Annotated in this window: 8 protein-coding genes; all 8 read right to left on the reverse strand. The window is 41.4% G+C overall.

What is annotated here, in order from left to right:
• Positions 1-10: 10 nt before the first annotated feature.
• The 8 genes from BLU33_RS14720 to BLU33_RS14755 all read right to left on the reverse strand — a co-directional run bounded on the left by BLU33_RS14720 (position 11) and on the right by BLU33_RS14755 (position 20,179).
• Entirely contained in the window at positions 11-2,431 is a 2,421-nt protein-coding gene (locus BLU33_RS14720) for an ABC transporter permease (RefSeq protein WP_091374352.1), read from the reverse strand.
• Positions 2,432-2,543: 112 nt separating this feature from the next.
• A complete protein-coding gene (locus BLU33_RS14725; protein ID WP_091374354.1) occupies positions 2,544-4,943 on the reverse strand; it encodes an ABC transporter permease in 2,400 nt (799 codons plus the stop codon).
• A 146-nt stretch (positions 4,944-5,089) separates the two neighbouring features.
• Complete coding sequence (locus tag BLU33_RS14730; RefSeq protein WP_091374357.1) at positions 5,090-7,504, reverse strand: ABC transporter permease; 2,415 nt, start codon at positions 7,502-7,504, stop codon at positions 5,090-5,092.
• 239 nt (positions 7,505-7,743) lie between these two features.
• Complete coding sequence (locus tag BLU33_RS14735) at positions 7,744-10,119, reverse strand: ABC transporter permease (protein WP_091374359.1); 2,376 nt, start codon at positions 10,117-10,119, stop codon at positions 7,744-7,746.
• Between the two features lie 157 nt (positions 10,120-10,276).
• A complete protein-coding gene (locus tag BLU33_RS14740; RefSeq protein ID WP_091380590.1) occupies positions 10,277-12,673 on the reverse strand; it encodes an ABC transporter permease in 2,397 nt (798 codons plus the stop codon).
• 90 nt (positions 12,674-12,763) lie between these two features.
• Complete coding sequence (locus BLU33_RS14745) at positions 12,764-15,154, reverse strand: ABC transporter permease (protein WP_091374360.1); 2,391 nt, start codon at positions 15,152-15,154, stop codon at positions 12,764-12,766.
• A 104-nt stretch (positions 15,155-15,258) separates the two neighbouring features.
• The gene (locus tag BLU33_RS14750; RefSeq protein ID WP_091374362.1) at positions 15,259-17,697 is read right to left on the reverse strand and encodes an ABC transporter permease; all 2,439 of its coding nucleotides are present in this window, start codon (positions 17,695-17,697) and stop codon (positions 15,259-15,261) included.
• Positions 17,698-17,803: 106 nt separating this feature from the next.
• On the reverse strand, positions 17,804-20,179 hold the full coding sequence (locus BLU33_RS14755; RefSeq protein ID WP_091374364.1) for an ABC transporter permease: 2,376 nt from the start codon (positions 20,177-20,179) through the stop codon (positions 17,804-17,806).
• Positions 20,180-20,281 lie beyond the last annotated feature (102 nt).

Genomic DNA, 20,281 nt, shown 5'->3' on the forward strand with positions numbered 1-20,281 from the left:
TGACCAATGACTATTCGCTACGCAAGCTTTTTACCGGATTAGCCAATGCTGCTTTTACAGATTGAAAGCTTACCGTTGCAAATGCTATCAATAAGGCTAATATCCCCGTTAGGGCAAATACCCACCATTGTATGCTTATACGATAGGCAAAATCCTGCAGCCACTTATTCATAGCATACCATGCTATTGGCGATGCAATAACAACTGAGATCATAACTAAAGCCAAATAATCTTTAGATATTAAGGTAATTATATTGCTTACGCTAGCCCCCAGTACTTTACGGATGCCAATCTCTTTTACACGCTGCTCAGCTGTGAAGCTTACCAGACCGAATAAGCCAAGGCAGGCTAAAAATATAATAAGCAGGCTAAAGCAGGTAAATAATCGCTGCAATTTAAATTCTGCCTTGTACTGATTATCAATCTGATCACCCGACCAATTATAATCGAAAGTTTTTTCAGGATAAAAGGATTTATAAGCGGCGCTTATACCGGTTAATGCGGTTTTTTCATAACCTGGTTTTATACGCACCAGCATATTGCCATATTTAGAATCACTAATCGCTTGTATAAAAGTAGGTTTTAGCTTATTGTGTAATGATTCACTGTTAAAGTCTTCAATTATGCCTACCGGTACTCCGTCAATATCGGCAACAGTTTTATTAACCTTCATACCTAGCAGACTGGCGGTATAATTTGTTGCCAGTAATGGCCAGGCTAATCTTTCAGCCTTTGTGGCGGCGCTGGTACCACTCATTGCCGAATCGCTGTTCATGGCATCTGTAGCAAGGGCTGGGTTAAGCATACGGCCCTGTTTTAGCTTAAAGCCCAATGTAGCGGGCAGATCAGCATCGCCTTCAATAAAGAACACCTCAATCTTGCCTTTTTGCCCGGGAACAGAAACCTCTCTTGACATACTACCCGAACCCTCTGTAGGGGCCCAGTTTGCAATACTCACATTTTGAACACCCGGTATTTTTTTAACAGCCTGTTTAAATGCTGCTCCACTTTCAGCCCAATCGGTAAAGGAAATATTCAGCAAGTTATTTTTATCAAATCCCAGGTCCTTATTATTCATATATCCTAACTGATTATGAACAATGATAGTAGCCATTATAATGGTTACCGATATTACAAACTGGCCGATAACCAAACCTTTTTTAAGCACATTTAGCTGAACATCAGATGCAAGTTTATTCCTTAATATTACAATAGGCTTAGGGCGCGACAGGTACCATGCCGGGTACAGGCCGGTGAGGAAACTAACCCCAAAAACACAGCCTATAGCAATTATTAAAAACGATCCGTTATACAGGTTTAATACCAGCTGATGATCAAGAAAAGTTTCAACCGGTTTAATAAACAGCGGATATAACAGAATGGCAAGGGCAAAGGAAAGTATAAAAAATATAAGCGACTCCGATAAAAAGCGTATGATAAGCTGAAACTTTTCGGCGCCTAATACCTTGCGGATACCTGTCTCCTTTGAGCGGTTAAAAACCCTTGAAATGGTTAAATTAATGAAGTTAATACAGGCAATTACAAGTAGTAGGGCTGCCACACCAGCAAATATGTAAACATTTTTTATGCTACCATGCACTGCCTGCACGCCATTAAAATCCGACCGTAAGTAAACATCTTTAATTGGCTGAAAATGGAAAGAATAGTTTGCGTCTTTAGCTCCCGGCTGCTTAGCATACCATTGGTTAACCTTAGCTGTAAAAGTAGTGGCGGATGTACCCGGCTTTAACAAAATATATTGCGGGTAAAAGCTATAGCCCTCACCTTTTTGAGGCAGGTGGTTATCACTTGCCCTATATTCAACAATACTTATAAAATCTGCCCGTAGATGACTGTTTTGAGGAATATGGTCAATAACACCGGTAATTAAACAAGGCTGCGGCTTACCAAACTCGGGTTGGGTGTATATTAATTTACCAATGGGATTTTGCCCGGCAAAATATTGCTGCTGAATTTTTTTGGTGATGACGAGATTAACATAACCTTTAACATATTTCTGAGGATTTCCCTTTATGATATTAAAATCAAGTACATTCCAAACGGAAGATTCCGCGATCAATTGCTGAAATGCTACACCCTGTTTAAGATTACCCAATTGCAGCCGCTCTTTACTAACCGACATGCGGCAATAATCAGCAACCTCAGGAAAATTTGTTTTAAGCACCGGCCCCAGGCCCGCAAAACTCACCGGCATGGGCTGCTCGCTATTAACATTATTGCTGATTGAGATTACACGGTAAATGTCATTCGCTTTTTTCCATTGATGATCATATGATAATTCATCAAACACAACCGTAGCCACAATAAGGCATGCGGTTAAACCAATGCTTAAGCCAACAATGTTTATAAACGAGTAAGCTTTATGCTTCCACAAGCTTCGCCAGGCAATTTTAAAATAGTTCTTTATCATTCTTATTTAGTTCAATGGTTCATTAGTTCATTGGTCTTGTCCTTCGTTCTCATCCGTCATTGGTTACCGGTTACATTACTAATAAACTAATGAACCAGTGAACAAATGAATATCATTCCGACCGCAAACTTTTAACCGGATTGGCAACCGCCGCTTTAACCGACTGGAAGCTTACTGTAAAAAACGCGATCATAATTGCGGCACCACCGGCCAGTACAAACACCCACCATTGTATATTTATGCGGTAGGCAAAATCCTGCAGCCATTTATTCATGGCCCACCAGGCTAGTGGCCAGGCTATCAAATTGGCTATCAGCACCAGCCTTATAAAATTGCTGGCCAATAGCATTACTATATTTTGTACCGATGCGCCCAGTACTTTCCTTACCCCTATTTCTTTCACCCGTTTTTCGGCTGAGTATGATGCCAGCCCGAACAGGCCCAGGCAGGAGATCAGTATAGTTAAACCTGCCAGTATCCCTACTATCTGGCTTACCTGGTTATCGGCTTTGTAGACCTCATTAAAATGATCATCCAGAAACTGATACTCAAAAGGATAATCAGGATATAAGCTATCCCACTTAGATTTGATGAAGGCTATTGCTGCTTTTGTGTTGCCACCATTTATTTTAACCGATACATCCCTGAAACCCCATTGATTTTGACTCACCATAAACATGGGTTCAACCTTATAATGCAGGGAGTTAAAATTGAAATTTTTGGCGATGCCGGTAATAGTGCCCAATGAATCAAACCCAAACTGATCACCAAGTAACGATGACATTGGTGCTTTGGGATGATCTTTCAATAACTCCTTAGCCAGCGCCTCGTTAATGATGTATTGCCTGCCATTCTGGGTTTTATCGGTAGAGAAATTCTTGCCTGCTGCCAGTTTTATCTTATACAGATCGAGGTAATTATTATCAACCACCAGCAATGTTGTACCAAACTGCTGCTTAGGGCCATTTGCCGGTTTAAAATCAACGCCTGTTTGATCAAGGTGACTGCCCAAAACATCCTGCGAGGCAGTTACACCCGAGATAAGCGTATTGCCTGATAGCTCATCCTTAAGCAAACTATATTTTTTTGAGGTAACCCCATCCAATGGAATATTAACGATCTGATCCCGGTTATAACCGGGGTCCTGATTTTGCATGAACTTTAATTGCTTCAGCACAAAAATGGTAGCTATCATCAAAAAGATAGCGCTGGCAAATTGGGTAACAACCAAAACATTCCTTAGTGAGCTCTTATTTTTCCCAACCTGTATAGAGCCTTTTAAAACCTTTACCGCCTGGAATGAAGATAAGTAAATAGCCGGGTAAATACCTGATATAAGCCCGATAAACACTGTACCTGCGAATATGGTAGCAATAAACCCTAAGCTGCTAAATATAGGTAGCGTAATGCTTCTTTCACTCAGGTTATTGATGTAGGGCAACGCCAGCTCAACCAATATCAGCGCGAGTATTAATGCTATTAATGAGATGAGTATGGTTTCACCCAAAAACTGTATAGCCAACTGAAAGCGGTGCGCCCCGATTGATTTACGAATACCTACTTCTTTAGCCCTTTCTGCCGAACGCGCGGTTGACAGGTTAATGAAATTAACACAAGCTATTACCAATACAATCAGCGCGATTATGGCAAAAAGCCGGGTAGATTTTTTATCAAACTTTTGATAATTGATGTAATCAAGTCCTATATCGGCTGAGTTGGCATGCACATCCTTAAGCGGCAGAACAAATAATTGATAGTATTTCCAACTGTCGCCCTGCAGATGCCTTTTAAGATAGGCAGGGAATTTTTTTTCAAGCGCAGCTACATTTGTACCGGGTGCAAGTTCCAGATAAGTATTTAGCCAGTTGCCGCCCCAGTTATTGAACATCCAGGGTTTATAAATGGTACTGAATGAAAACAAACCATCAAATTGCAATTGTGAATTTTTAGGCACATTGGCTAGTACCCCGGTTACGGTAAAAGTAGTGGTATCATCGCCATAATGGTTTATTACCTTGCCTATCGGATCAGCATCACCAAATAATTTTTGCGCTGTTTCCTCAGTGATCATGGCGGTGTGAGGTTTTAACAGACCTGTAACCTTATCACCACGAAGAACCTTAAAATCGAATATTTTCAGGAACGTAGAGTCAACAAAGAAAACCTGCGGCAGAAATACCCTTTTGTTATCATAGGTCATCTGGTATTTCTGATGCCAGTTTACCCGTGTAAAGCTTTTAATTTCCGGAAACTCCTGCTTCAGGCTCGGCCCCATCGGGAACATGGATAAGGCTACTTTTTGGGTAGCATTTTGTTGTCCGATGGTTTGCACTTCATTTAAGCGATAAATGTTTTTTGTATGGAAGTTATCGAAGCTCTTTTCATACGAAACAAACATCATAACAACCATAAATGCAGCCATACCTACGGCAAGGCCAACAATGTTTATTGTTGAAAAAACCTTGTTTTTCCAGATGTTTCGCCAGGCAATCTTAAAATAATTCTTTATCATTTCTTTTGGTCATTAGTCATTTCACTTCGTTGTGACTGGTCATTTGCTTCGCGTCATTGGTCATTGGGTCATTCGCTGCGCTGTCATTGAGTCATTTTACTCATATGCAAACTAATGACTCAATGACCAATGACTCCATGACTAAATTATTCGGACCGCAAGCTCTTAACCGGGTTTGCAATTGCTGCTTTAACTGATTGAAAGCTTATGGTTATAAAGGCTATAATAATGGCTATTACTCCGGCCATTACAAACACCCACCACTCTATTTGTATGCGATAGGCAAAATCCTGCAACCATTTGTTCATGGCATACCACGCTATTGGCGAGGCTATGCATACAGCTATTAATACCAGTTTTAAAAAGTCCTGCGCTACTAAATAAACAATGCTGTTTACGCTTGCGCCCAATACCTTACGGATGCCGATCTCTTTGGTGCGTTGGGTTATTATCAATATCACTATGGCAAACAAGCCCATGCACGATATCGCGATAGCTATAACTGCGCCTGTTATGAAGATTTTAGATAACCTGGTTTCCTTTTTATATTGGCGGTCGACGTTTTCATCAAGGAACGATGATTCAGCTTGCGAACGTGGGTTTACATCTTTCCATACCTTATTGATAATTGCCATGCTTGCAGGCAGGTTAGCAGGTTTTACCTTTACCAGTATATAATTTACAGGCCACGTTGGGCGTATAACCATAGTAAGCGGAGCTATCTGCTGATGAAGGGATTTAAAATTAAAATCCTTAACAACACCCGCAACCTGTAATTTGGCACCATCGGTAGGGAATATTGCACCAACCGGGTTCGTTTCGCCCAACTGTTCAGCCATTTTTTGGTTGATGAGCACAACCGTAGTATCGGCACCGTATGTTCGGGAAAAATCACGACCGTTCACCACTTGCAGGCCCAGCGTTTTTACATAATCGTAATCAACCCTAAGCCAATTGGTTTTAACATTCTTACCCTTGTAACTAAACGTCATGATCGAGGTTGATGCGCTGTTATCCAGCCCTGTACCTAAATTCATATCAGTACCGGTTACACTTACCACATCAGGGTAAGCTGCCAACTTTGATCGCATCAATTGCAGCGCTCTTTCAGGTTCAATATTGCTGCCTATCGGGATGCTGACCACCTGGCTTTTATCATAGCCCAACGGTTTATTACGCATAAAATTGAGCTGCTGCCAGGTAATAACCGTGCAAATTATCAGCAACGCTGATAATGCGAACTGAACAACCATTAAGCTATTCCGCAAGCCATTGGCCTTGCCTGCAACAACTTTACCCTTTACTGCCTGCGATGTATTTTGTATAGCCATCAGCCATGCGGGGTAGCCGCCGGCTATCAGGCTTATTAAAACAAAACCACCCAAAAAGTATAAAATAACTAATGGAGAGCTTAGCACATTCAATGATAATTGCTGATTAAACAACAGTTTGTATTGCGGCATAAGCGAATAAGCCGCTACTGCCCCCAGTATTAACGATACACCGCAAATCACCAATGATTCGCTGCAAAACTGGGTGATAAGTTGTTGTTTTGTAGCACCAATTACCTTACGCACGCCTATTTCCTTAGCCCGTGTAAATGCCCGGCCTAATGACAGGTTGATGAAATTGGTACAGGCTATAAATAAAATAAATATGCTTATTAATAAAACCAGGTACGGGTAAAACTTGCTAACCGCCCTGCTTTGTGATGCTATAGGACTAAAATGGACATCGGCCATTGGTATTAGGCGCAGGCGTAAAACTTCGCCTTCCTTGTCAGACTGGGCACCGTCATGCCTTAATTGTTTTATACTTGCAGCATAGTATTTATGTACAAAGCTTTTTAGTTTTTGCTCAAATCCGGCTTGTTTTTCATTTGCAGGTAACTGTACAAAAACATTGTGGAACCTGTCTTCCCACAGGGTTTTAGCTACTTCATAATCAGGATGCTGCTCAAACCTGCACAATAAGTTAAAATCCAAACTTGAATTTTGCGGCGGATCAGCAGCCACTGCAGATATATTAAGGCTTTTCCATTGATTATTAATCTTTAACTCAATAAGCTTACCTACCGGATTTACATCCCCGAAAATACTTTTAGCCGTTTTTTCAGTTATTACTACATCATTTTTATCACTAAGCGGATTCTGATCATTTCCCTTTACAATTGGGAAAGTGAACATCTTAAAGAAATCCTGATCAACGCACCTTACATCATAATTAAACTCCTTATTCCCGTACCGTAATACGCTGCCGCCAAAATCACCATAGCGCGATGCGTGTACAACATCAGGGAACTCAGCTTTTAATGCCGGTGTAATGGGCACAGGCATAGCCGCGTCGGCCTCTACATCATTGGCATGGTGTTCTTCCAAATATACCTCGTATATATTGCTCTTATTTATATGAAAATCATCATATGAGAGCTCATAAAAGGCAGTAAGCGCCAGCAACAATACCGCACCGAATGCCACAGCCATCCCCACTACATTAATAAATGTGAAAGTTTTGTACTTCCACATGTTTCTTAGGGTGATCTTTATATAGTTTTTTATCATGATGCGGGTGGTTACAAGCAAATACAATTAAAAGCCATACCAAAATTTAAAGTATTTATAATCAATATTTTATATCAAAATAAAATAATCAACCTGTTCGTAAGTGTAACACTATATGTACGGTTATGATACAGTCATGCTTCGCGTCATTGGTCATTGGGTCATTCGCTGCGCTGTCATTGGGTTATTTGTCTTGTAGTTAAACAAATGGCTCAATGACCAATGACACAATGACCAAATTATTCCGACCGTAAGCTCTTAACCGGGTTTGCAATAGCCGCCTTTATAGCCTGAAAGCTTATAGTTATAAAGGCTATCACAATTGCCAGTACTCCGGCTAAAGCAAATATCCACCATCGTATTTCTATCCGGTAGGCAAAAGCCTGCAGCCATTTGTTCATGGCGTACCAGGCTATTGGCGTTGCGATAACAATGGATACCACTACCAATACTAAAAAGTCTTTTGAAAGCATGGTGGTAATATTGGCAACACTAGCCCCTAATACTTTACGAATACCTATCTCCTTTACCTTTACCTGCGCGGTATAAGTAGCCAGGCCAAATAAACCCAGGCATGATATTAAAATAGCTATACCCGTAAACCAACTGAACAGTGTACCTGAACGCTGATCGACTTTGTACATATCATTGAAGGTTTGATCCAGAAATTCATAATCGAAAGGAAAGGCAGGGTTATATTGTTTCCAGGCTTTTTGCACTGAAGCCAGGGCCAGTGGAGCATCCTTACCTGTTGTTTTTACAAACATGCGCCAATTGTCAGGAGTATAAAAGAATATGACAGGCTCAATTTTTTGTTTGAGCGATGCAAAGTGGAAATCCTTCACCACGCCAATAATGATCCCGTTCTGATTGTGCAGCTTAAAACGTTTACCTATCGGATCCTTGATGCCAGCCTCACGTACCGCGGTTTCGTTAAGGATATAGTGCGCGGTATCGGCCTTTATACCTATAAAATTGCCTCCCTGTATAATTTTCAGTTTAAAAAAGTCGACATAATTTTTGCTGATACCCAATGGATGGATCTCAAAACTACTGCCGGGTGCTTTACCGTCCCAATCGGTATCACCGGTATTACCGCCTAAGCTTACAATATTATCGCTGGCGGTGGTAACATCTTTTATGCCCGGTTGACTCAATAATTGTGAACGCACAGATTCATAATTCTTTTGCATATCGCGCATACCGAATGTAAATACGTAGGATTTATCATAACCAAGTTCTTTTTCCCTGATGAATTTTAACTGGCTGTTGATGATCAGTGTACCGATGATCAAACCAATAGAAAATACAAACTGACAAACCACCAGCGTTTTACGGAATGTTGTGTTACCAACACCCAGAGATAGTTTACCCTTAAGCGCGTTGATCGGCTTAAATGACGACAATAAAAATGCAGGATAAATGCTGGATGCCGCGAGTGTAGCGACTACGGTAATACCTACCACTTTCCAAACACCTGCATCCAGCAAATTAAACTCCATTTGTTTGCCCGATACATTGTTGTATAAAGGCATTAATGCTTCAATCAGCACAAAAGCAAGCACAAGCGCTATGGAGAAAAACAAAATTGTTTCGACCACAAACTGAATGAATAATTGCTTTTTGCCCGCGCCTATTATTTTACGCACGCTTACTTCCTTTGCCCGCAGCATAGCACGCGCGGTTGAAAGGTTTACATAGTTGATACAAGCGATCAATAAAATAAGAATAGCCACAATTAAAAACACTCTGACGGTTTGTATACCTGATGGGCTACCATCCGCATTATACAAATGCATTTTCCCCAAAGGCTGCGACAGGTATTTTATATTCGCGCTGCCCTCACCCGGTTGGTTTTTTATATGGATTTGTGTAAGCTTATCGGCAACCGCTTGTGCTGAAAGGCCCGGCTGCAGTTGCAAATAGGTATCATAGAAATAGTCGCCCCAGTCGCTATCCATAGTTTTCCAGTAGCCTTTGCCATCATAGTTCTTTTTTGCTATTACATTGATAGAAAAAAGCATATCGAATTTAATACTGGAGTTGCCCGGCATGTCGGCCGCAACACCGGCTACGGTATAGTTATCGTGGTTATCGGCCTGTAATACTTTCCCCATCGGGTCCGCATTGCCAAAAAAACGTTTGGCTGTTTTTTGGGTGATAATGATAGACTGATCATTAGGAAAAGGATGGTTAGGATTGCCTTCCAGTAGTTTAAAATCAAAAACCTTAAATAAAGACGGATCGGTGTAAAACGCGCCATTATCGCCAACGTCTAATGATTTATCACGGTATTTGTACAAAGAGTAATTCCAGTTTTCTACTATACGCACGGCATTTACTATGCCGGGGACTTCCTTCAAGCCAAAAGTAGCAACAGGGGCCTGTATGCCACCCCAGATCTGCTGTGTGCCGCCGGTACCTATTTGTGCTTCAATACGGTAAATATTATCAGCTTTGGTATTGAACTTATCAAAGCTCAACTCATCGTTTACCCATAGTAAAATAAGCAAACCTACAGCCAGCCCAACTGTAAGGCCGGCAATGTTAATGGCGGTATAAAATTTGCTCTTGATCAAATTTCGCCAGGCGATTTTAAAATAGCTCTTTATCATAACGTTAGTTCATTTGTTCACTGGTTCATTGGTCTTGTCCTTAGACCTTTTATGTTCATTAGTTCATTGGTATTAGCAATTTTACCAAATCCGCTTGGTTCATTTTTCTCCGGTTACATTACTAATGAACTAATGAACCAGTGAACTAATGAGCAAACTATTCCGAACGTAAACTCTCCACCGGGTTTGCCAATGCGGCCCGGATAGATTGAAAGCTTATAGTTATAAATGCGATGAATATGGCGGTAAAACCTGCCAATGCTATTATCCACCATTGTATGTTTATACGATAGGCAAAGTCCTGCAGCCATTTGTTCATGGCCCACCATGCTAATGGCGATGATATCAATATAGCGATAAACACCAGCTTTATAAAGTCCATTGATAGCATGCTTACTATGGTTGATACACTCGCACCTAATACTTTGCGTATACCGATCTCTTTGTTGCGCTGCTCAGCGGCATACGCTGCCAGGCCGAATAAACCTAAACAGGCAATTGCTATAGCCAAAGCAGTGAACGATATAAATATAGTACCGATGCGCTGCTCAGAGCGATAGGTAGCATCAAAATCCTGATCCATAAACGACCAGGTAAACTGGTTATTGGGCGACAGATCTTTCCACTTATCCTGTATCTGTGACATTAAAGCAGGCAGATTTGCGGTACTAACGCGGGCTGTAATTGAGCCCTTGTCTTCATTATATACTAATGCCAGTGGTTTAATTTCGTCGCGTAATGAGCTGTAGTGAAAATCCTTAACCACACCAATAATATGAAAAGCCTGTATACCATAGCTATCGCGGTAAATGGTTTTATTTAACGGATCCTTTTGGCCAAATCTCCTTACAAAAGCTTCATTTACTATTAAGGCGGCTGTATCTGATGCCAGTTGGGCCGAGAAGTTACGCCCTGAGATTAGTTTGATACCTAAAGTATTGATATAATCTTCATCAACCGGCCAAAACTCAGTCAGGAGGTCATGTTTTATGTCGATAGGTAGTTCGGGGAATAGGCCTGTTATGTTTCTATCATCGCCGGTAGGCAAATAGGTGGTCATGGTAGCATTTGCAACACCTTGCGTTTGCTTTACTTCCTGCTTTAATATTTTTGCCTGTTTACCCAATACATTTGTATTCTTTATCACCAGCATCTGGCTTCGGTTATAACCCAGGCTTTTGGTATGAATATAGTTTAACTGGTTATAAATAACCAGTGTACCGATGATCAGAAATATAGATATAGAGAACTGGAAAACCACCAAAAAGCTGCGTAAAAAGCCCCCCTTAAAACCCGAAGCAACTTTTCCTTTTAATACGTCTATAGGTTGAAAGGCGGACAGGAAAAATGCCGGATATGATCCCGCAAGGAAACCTATTACTAATACAATAACCAATAACGCAGGTAATAACCAGGTAAATGCGTGCGGCGTAATGGCCAAATGTTTATCGGCCATTTGGTTGAACAGCGGCATTGCCAGCCATGCCAACGCTACGGCAATAAAAGTTGATACCAGTGTTACCAAAATGGACTCAGTTAAAAACTGGGCGATCAAATATTTACGTGCTGAACCCAATACCTTACGCACACCTACTTCTTTGGCCCGGTTTGCCGAGCGGGCTGTTGAAAGGTTCATGAAATTAACACAGGCTATCAGCAATACCAATATGGCTATTGCCGAAAAAATGTATACGTACTCGATATTGCCATTCTGCATCAGCTCATATTGGCTGGTCGACTTCAAATGGATATCAAGCAGGGGTGTTAAAACTATCTTCAGGTAATTGCTGCCAGTAGTCCAAACCGGAGGCGAGTTTTTGAGCTCTACTTTCAGGATCTGCGCTTCAAGGGCCTTAACATTTGTGGCGGGTTTTAGCAACACATAATTATGTATGCCGCTATACCCCCAGCCGCCCGCGCGACTTTCTGGTAATGATGAATAGGATAAAAAGAAATCGTAATTAAAATGTGATTGTGATGGGATGTCTTTTATAACACCGGTAATTTTATAAACACTGGTATCGTTAATAGTAAGCGTTTGGCCGACAACATTCGTTTTATTGAAATACTTTTTAGCCATGCTCTCAGTTATAACTGCGGAGTGCGGTTCAGTTAATGAGGTTGACGGGCTGCCATCAGTCATGGGCAAGGTAAAAACATCAAACAGGTTTGATTCCGCAAAAACGACATTCTTTTCCTGAATGTTATTATTCCCTTTCCTGATGCTGAACTTTTGAGAAGATATAAACAGTGTTTCCTTAGGGAACAACCTTGCCGTCTTTTCAATCTGCGGAAAGCTTTTTAAAGCATCCATCAAAGGCTTTTCAGTTCCGGCGTATGAACCTTCGTTACCATTCAGTCTTGCATTTTCAGTGATGCGGTAGATCCTGTCGGCGTTGGTATTATAACGGTCGTAGCTAAATTCATCAACTACATAAAATACAATCAGCAGGCAGGTAGCCAGTCCAACGGACAGCCCCAGCACATTCAATACCGTAAAGCCCTTGTTTTTCAAAAGGGAACGGTAGGCGGTTTTAATATAGTTTCTTATCATGTTTTTGGTCATTAGTCATTTTGCTTCGCGTCCTTAGTCATTGGGTCATTGAGCCATTTTACGAATGACTAATGACTCAATAACCAATGACTATTCAGATCTCAAACTCTTTATCGGGTTTGCAATTGCTGCCTTTATAGCCTGAAAACTTATGGTTATAATGGTAACAGCAAGGGCAACTATTCCTGATAATATAAATACTCCGGGGCCTATGGTTATGCGGTAATCATACTTTTGCAGCCAGTTATGTAAAAAGTACAGCGCAATTGGCGATGCAATTATACAGCTGATGGTTACCAGCAATATAAAATCAAATGATAGCAATAACCAAACCTGCGCAATGGATGCACCCAGCACCTTGCGGATGCCTATTTCCTTTGTGCGCTGTTCAGCAATATAAGCGGCAAGCCCAAACAGGCCCAGGCACGATATAAATATGGCAAGCCCTGCAAAAACCCCGGCCAGCTTACCTACCAATAGTTCCAGACTAAACTTACGGTTATATTCGGCATCAGTAAATTGATATAAATAAGGATATGCCGGGTTATAGGTATTAAATATTTTAGAGATCTTATCAATTGCTGTATGGGTATTTACATTGGCCGCTAACCGGTAAATAACCTCATTACCGGTACGGCTATGTGCAAAAATTGCTGGCGCAACCGGCGAAAATGGAGAACCCATTACCGCATCCTTTACCACACCAATAATACGTACAGGCTTAGCCCTGTCATTCCAGGTAATCATTTGGTTGATGGGATCTTTCAGACCAATGCGCTTTATTGTTGCCTCGTTTACAATAACATTTAAGGTATCAGCATTATAATCGCTTGAAAAATCATGACCATCAATCAGATCCATCCCCACTGTTTTGAAATAGGTGTCGGATACATATATGGTGGCAATATCTACCGACTCATCTCCCGCGTTTTTCCCCGGCCATTTATCAAGTGAAGTATGGCTATAGATAGTTGTAACCGGACTGGATGACATAGCCACACTTTCAACCGCACCGCTGGCTAAAAGGTCATTTTTAAGGGCATCGTAATGTGTATTTAGATCGCCGCTTAGGTCTGTCGACATTAAACGATCGGCGCTATAGCCGGCAGGCCTGCTTTTTGCATATTGCAGTTGCTGATAAATTATAACGGTACTTATAATTAGAGCAATTGAACAGCTAAACTGCAACACCACTAATACTTTACGCGGCAATGCCGCTGCTTTGCCAACCTGTATAGTTCCTTTTAAAACTTTTACCGGGTTGAATGATGACAAATAAAACGCGGGCCTGCTACCAGCCAGTAAACCGGTGATCAGCACATACAATACCATCACCAGCCAGAATAGCGGGTTGCCGTAAGGAATGCTAATAAAATCGCCGGTTAGTAAGTTGAATGCGGGCAGCGCCAGTTGTGTTAAAATTATAGCTACCAAAAAGGAAATAAATGTGATCAGGATCGACTCGATTAAAAACTGGTATATCAGATCCTTGCGCTGCGAACCTATTGCCTTCCTCACCCCTACCTCACGGGCCCGCTTTTCGGAACGGGCGGTTGACAGGTTCATGAAATTGATACATGCGATAATGAGTACCAACACACCAATAATGCTGAACATACGCACATAATCAATATAGCCTCCTGCCTCTTTGCCATTTTTAAACTCATCATACAAATGCCAGTATTTTACAGCATGCAGCACCACTTTGGGTTTACCCGGCCGCATTTGCGGGCTATGCTGATATACGAGATTTAATATTTTAGGCTCAATTTGGGCATAAGTTACGCCTGGTTCCAGTTCAAGGTAACAGTTAAATGAATTATTTGTCCATGTGGTGCGCGCGTTTTTCATCCAGCCTTCTGTTTGCTCTTTAAAGCTGAATGGTGTAAGAAAGCTAAATTGGAGGGTGGAATTTTTAGGTAGATCTTTTAATACCCCTGTTACTTTTAGATTGTTCTGATTATCCAACCGAATATATTTACCCATTGGGTTAGCATCGCCGAATAAGGCCTTAGCGGTTTCCTCTGTTAAAACAATGGAATAAGGATCAGTTAACGCGCTGTTTACATTACCCAGTTTAAATGGATACTGAAACATCTTCAAAAAATCAGGATGCGCTGCACCACCGGGCAGATATAGTTTTTTATCGCCAACCATCAGATCACGCCATTGCATACCAACCCAATCGGTTTCGGCAACACGTTTAATGCCGGTAACTTCTTTGCGGAGTACATCAGCCAGCGGTATTGCCATGGCAGTTTGTGTATGCTCACCATCATGCTGACTGGTAAAATTTAATTCAACCTGGTAAAGCTGGGTATAATTAGGCAGAAACTTATCATAGGAGAATTCATTGATCACCCACAAACCGATCAGTAATGCAACCGCCATACCAGCTGCAAGTCCGAATATATTAATGACACTATAAACCTTGTTGCTTACAATGTTGCGCCATGCTATTTTTAAATAGTTTCTTATCATCTTATTTGGTTCATTCGTTCATTTGTTCACTAGTTTATTGGTCTTATCTTATGTGTACTGATCCATTGGTTTCGCTGGCTCAGTTACCAATGAACTAATGAATATCATTCGGAACGCAAACTTTTTATCGGATTGGCAATTGCTGCTTTAATTGATTGAAAACTTATGGTAACCAGGGCAATTATTATTGCGGCAAAGGCTGCTACTGCCAGCATCCACCATTGTATGCTTATGCGGTACGCAAATTCCTGCAGCCATTTGTTCATGGCCCACCAGGCTATCGGCGAGGCAATAACTATGGCTATAAATACCAGTTTTATAAAATCTATGGATAAAAGGGCTGTTATACCGCTTACGCTTGCGCCCAATACTTTGCGGATACCGATTTCTTTGCTCCGCTGCTCGGCCATAAAAGCTGAAAGCGCAAATAAACCAAGGCAGGCGATGATGATGGCCAATACAGCAAAGCTGGTAAATATGTAGCCTGTACGCTGCACGTCGGCATACATGTTGGCAAATTGCTCATCCATAAACGTGTACCTGATGGTTTGATCGGGCGAAAACTTTTTCCAAACCGAGGTAATGTTGCTAATGGTGTTCTTTACATCCATACCGGCCACTTTCACTGATACGATGGATGGACTGATCCCTAGATGGAACACCAGCGGACCAATATTATCATGCATCGATTCAAAATTAAAATCCTGCACCACACCAATTATAGGGAATGTACCATTACCATTGGTAATGCGTTTACCTATCGGGTCTTTTAAATGCAGCTGTTTAGCCATAGCCTGGTTAATGATAACCCCGGCAGAATCAGTAGGCATGCTTGGAGAAAAATCGCGCCCGGCGACTATTTTCATGCCCATGGTTTTGATATAGTCACCATCAACCGTCCACGATTGACTGAAGATACCTGTCTCTCCCTTTGTTTTGTCATCGTTATAAAAAGTATTGCCATTGCGTTTAGTGCCTGCTATAGGCAGAAAATCACTAATGGTTACATTTTTTACTGTTGATAGCTTTAACAACTCAGTTTTAAAATCTTTCACAGTATTATCCAAAGTATTGGTGCCTTGTATAACTATTACCTGATCCTTATCAAACCCTACCTTTTTATTGAGAATATAATGCACCTGGTTATAGATAACAAATGTGCTGATGAGCAAGATAATTGATGCGGCAAACTGAAAAACAACCAGGCTGTTTCTTAATGTTGAACTTTTACTGCCATTGCTGATACTGCCCTTTAGTACCTGTGAAGGTTTGAAGCCTGAAAGATAAAATGCAGGGTACAAACCAGCCACCACACCAACAATGGCTGCTGATATGAGCATAACCGGTATGAACCACCACGCCAGCCACGGCATCGATAATGATTTTGAGGCCAGCACACTAAAATATGGCAATAACAGCCATGCAAGCAAAATACCAATACCAAACGAAAAGAAACTGTAAACCAGCGATTCAGATAAAAACTGGTAGATGAGGCTGCTACGGCGTGAGCCTACCACTTTTCTTAAACCAACTTCTTTTGCCCGGTTAGCTGATTTAGCTGTTGAAAGATTAACAAAATTAATGCATGCGATGATCAAAATAAAGCCCGCTATGGCTCCAAACAGCCACACGAAACGTATATCACCGTGTGTATACCCATCTTCCTGAATATCATAAGAGTATAAATGAATATCCTGAAGTCTCTGCAATTTGAGGTGGAATTTTGCAAGCATGGCTTCCGGATTCTTAAAGCCACCTTTAATCAGATCAGGCAGGTAATAATTCTTAATAATATCGTCAGTCATCTTTTTTTCAAATTGAGCGATATTTGTTCCAGGGCGTAATTGAATATAATCAGGATAATTACTAGCCTCCCAGGTTTGTTGCTCGCCGGGCCAGAATGCAACGCCGCTAAGCGTTAATAAAAAATCATATTGATGCAGGTGCGATGTTTGGGGGATATCCTGCATAACGCCGGTAACCGTATAAGGCTTGGTTTTATCATTGTTGAGGTACATTACCCTGCCTATGGGATTTTGACCGGGGAAATATTTGTCGGCCTTACTTTTTGACATCACCATGGTCAACGGCTCTTTAAGCGCGCTTTTTCTGTCGCCATAAACCATAGGTAGTTGTAATATATCCAGCATTTGCTGATCAGCATAGGTAAAGCCCTGCTCATAGCTATTCTGCATTTGATCGGCACGGCGCAATTCATTACTGCCAGCTCCCCCAAAAAGCGAGTTAGGCATTAAACGGCCCGATAATACCACTTCAGGCAGATCGGCTTTTAAAACCTTACCCATTGGCGCCGGGAAGTCAGTGCCCTTTTCTATCTTACCATTATCATTATCTACACCATAAACACGGTAAATATTGGCAGTATCAGGGTATGAGCGATCATAACTCACCTCGTTCCTGATGTATAAACCAATTAATAAACAGGCGGCAATGCCCATTGCAAAACCACCAATTTTGATAGCGGCATACAACTTTTGTTTGCTTAATTGCCTGAGTGCTACCTTTAAATAGTTTTTAATCATTTCCCTGGTTCATTAGTTCATTTCATTTTGCTTCGCGTCATTAGTCATTGAGTCATTCGCTTCGCTGTCATTGGTCATTTACCGAATCAAACTAATGACTTAATGACTATTCCGATCTTAAACTTTTAACCGGATTTGCTACCGCTGCTTTTACAGATTGAAAGCTAACCGTAACCACCGCAATTATTATAGCTGATACACCAGCAATTACAAATACCCACCAGTTTATGCCGATGCGGTAATCATAACCTTTAAGCCATTTTTGCATTACCCAGTAGGCAAGCGGAAATGATACCGCACACGATATGATCACCAGTTGTAAAAAGTCCTTTGAAAGCAAAGTGGCTATTCCTGATACACTTGCACCCAGCACTTTGCGGATGCCTATCTCTTTTGTACGACGTTCGGCTGTATAAGCTGCTAAGCCAAACAAACCCATGCAGGAGATGATGATTGCCAACGTAGCAAATACCTGCGATAGCTTGCTCACCAGCATCTCCGTTAAAAACATCTGGTTAAACTGATCATCAACAAAGCGGTAATCAAACGGGTAAGCGGGGTTATCCTTTTTCAAAACACCTTGTATTGCTGCTATTGATTTTTCAATATCGGCCTGCTTTTTAACATGCACATACATTACTGTTTCACCCTGAGGTGAGGCGCTGAAAAACATTACGGGATCGGGTTGCTTGTTGTACATGTTACCATATACATAATCATTTACCACGCCAACTACTACTGCCGATGTTGTATCCTGTTCACCATGGATCCTTTTGCCTATAGCGCTGCCTTTGCCCATTAGCTTCGCCAGCGATTGGGTAATGATCATGCGGATTGGCCTTGCGGTATCGCTCGCCGTTAGATTTCTTCCTTCTAATACCTTTAAGCCCGTTGTTTCCATAAATTCAGGCGATATATAGCGTTGCGATATGAGCACTTTTGAGGTCGCTGGTTTGCCATCCCAGGTAAGTCCGGATGTATTGTTCCCGCCATAGATCAATGAATGATCGGCCAGCGCTGCATTAGCGATATAATTGGTATTAAGCAGGTCCTGCTTAATTACATTGAAGTTTTTACCCATATCGCCCTGCAACGGAATTTCTATAAGATTATCCTTATTAAAACCTAACTGCCTGCTTTTAACATGCTGTATTTGCTGATAAACAATTATAGTACTGATGATGAGCACAATTGAAACACTGAACTGCATCACCACCAAACCCTTACGAATAAATGCCGCACCACCGGTTTTTAGCTTCACCCCTTTAAGTACCGATACCGGGTTAAATGATGATAAGTAGAACGATGGGTAGCTGCCAGCAACCAATCCGCATATCAGGGTAATCAGCAATAAGGCAATAATATGCATTGGATTACCCAAACCTAACGTAAGCTGTTTTTGCACCAGCATATTAAAGGCTGGTAAAACAAGTATGATAATAAATACCGATACCAGCGCGGCTATAACTGCCATAAATATGGCTTCGCCGATGAACTGCATGACGAGCAGGTTTTTACCGGCGCCTAATACTTTACGTACCCCTACCTCACGGGCACGTTTTTCGCTGCGGGCTGTGGCCAGGTTCATGAAGTTGATACAGGCAATGAACAGGATAATCCACGCGATGACGGTAAACAGGTGAACATATTCGATCTGCCCGCCACCGGTCATTTTACCATCTTTAAAATCATCGCGCAAATGCCAGTCGTTCATACTAAATAAAAAGGCATGACCCAATGCTGTAGGCACCCGTTTCTGTATATAACCGTAAAGCTGTTTATTAACCGTTTGCGGGCTTACACCGGGTTTCAACTCCACATAAGTTGTTACGGATTGATTACCCCAACTGGTTAACCACGGACTTTGATCAAAGTAGATTTTAAATGGCATTACCCATTCAAACTGCACGCTTGAGTTTGCCGGGATATCTTTTATAACACCGCTTACGGCATAATCCTGCTTATTATCAACCCTGATGGTTTTACCGATGACATCCTTATTGTTACCAAAAAACTTTTTAGCTGCTTTTTCGGTGATGACTATTGAATGCACCTGTGAGAAAACCGAAGTCGCATTACCCTGCACAAAGGGCAGGGTAAACATGCTGAATAGTGACGGTTCTGCATATATACCGGTTGCAAAAACAGCTTTATCACCGTTACCAAATAATAAAGTTGTTCCGCCTTCGGTGCTGCGGCAGGTATTGGCAACGCCGGGTAATTCGGTATTCATAGCCGGACCCATTAGGCCGGGGGTTGATGATTCGGTAAACACATAAGTATCATACTGCTGGTTTTCCTCCACCATGTACAACCTGTCTTTTTTAATATTTACCGCATCAAAATTAACCTCATCCTCTACCCATAAGAAAATGAGCGCAGCGCAGGCAATACCTATTGCCAAACCGAAAATATTCAAAAAGCTATAAGCCTTATTTTTGGTAAGGCTGCGGTAAGCTGTTTTTATGTAGTTTCTTATCATTTCTTTGGTTCATTAGCTCATTTGTTCACTGGTTCACTGGTCTTGTCCTACGTTTATTAATTCATCAGTATTGCCGGCTGCAATTACTAATGAACTAATGAG

This window comes from Mucilaginibacter mallensis, from assembly GCF_900105165.1.
In the GTDB taxonomy this organism is placed as follows: domain Bacteria; phylum Bacteroidota; class Bacteroidia; order Sphingobacteriales; family Sphingobacteriaceae; genus Mucilaginibacter; species Mucilaginibacter mallensis.

Excerpts from the sequence above, each read along its gene's own strand:
- BLU33_RS14720 (WP_091374352.1), bottom strand. The coding sequence starts at position 2,431 with ATGATAAAGAACTATTTTAAAATTGCCTGGCGAAGCTTGTGGAAGCAT.
- BLU33_RS14745 (WP_091374360.1), bottom strand. The coding sequence starts at position 15,154 with ATGATAAGAAACTATTTAAAAATAGCATGGCGCAACATTGTAAGCAAC.
- BLU33_RS14740 (WP_091380590.1), bottom strand. The coding sequence starts at position 12,673 with ATGATAAGAAACTATATTAAAACCGCCTACCGTTCCCTTTTGAAAAAC.
- BLU33_RS14755 (WP_091374364.1), bottom strand. The coding sequence starts at position 20,179 with ATGATAAGAAACTACATAAAAACAGCTTACCGCAGCCTTACCAAAAAT.
- BLU33_RS14730 (WP_091374357.1), bottom strand. The coding sequence starts at position 7,504 with ATGATAAAAAACTATATAAAGATCACCCTAAGAAACATGTGGAAGTAC.
- BLU33_RS14735 (WP_091374359.1), bottom strand. The coding sequence starts at position 10,119 with ATGATAAAGAGCTATTTTAAAATCGCCTGGCGAAATTTGATCAAGAGC.
- BLU33_RS14725 (WP_091374354.1), bottom strand. The coding sequence starts at position 4,943 with ATGATAAAGAATTATTTTAAGATTGCCTGGCGAAACATCTGGAAAAAC.
- BLU33_RS14750 (WP_091374362.1), bottom strand. The coding sequence starts at position 17,697 with ATGATTAAAAACTATTTAAAGGTAGCACTCAGGCAATTAAGCAAACAA.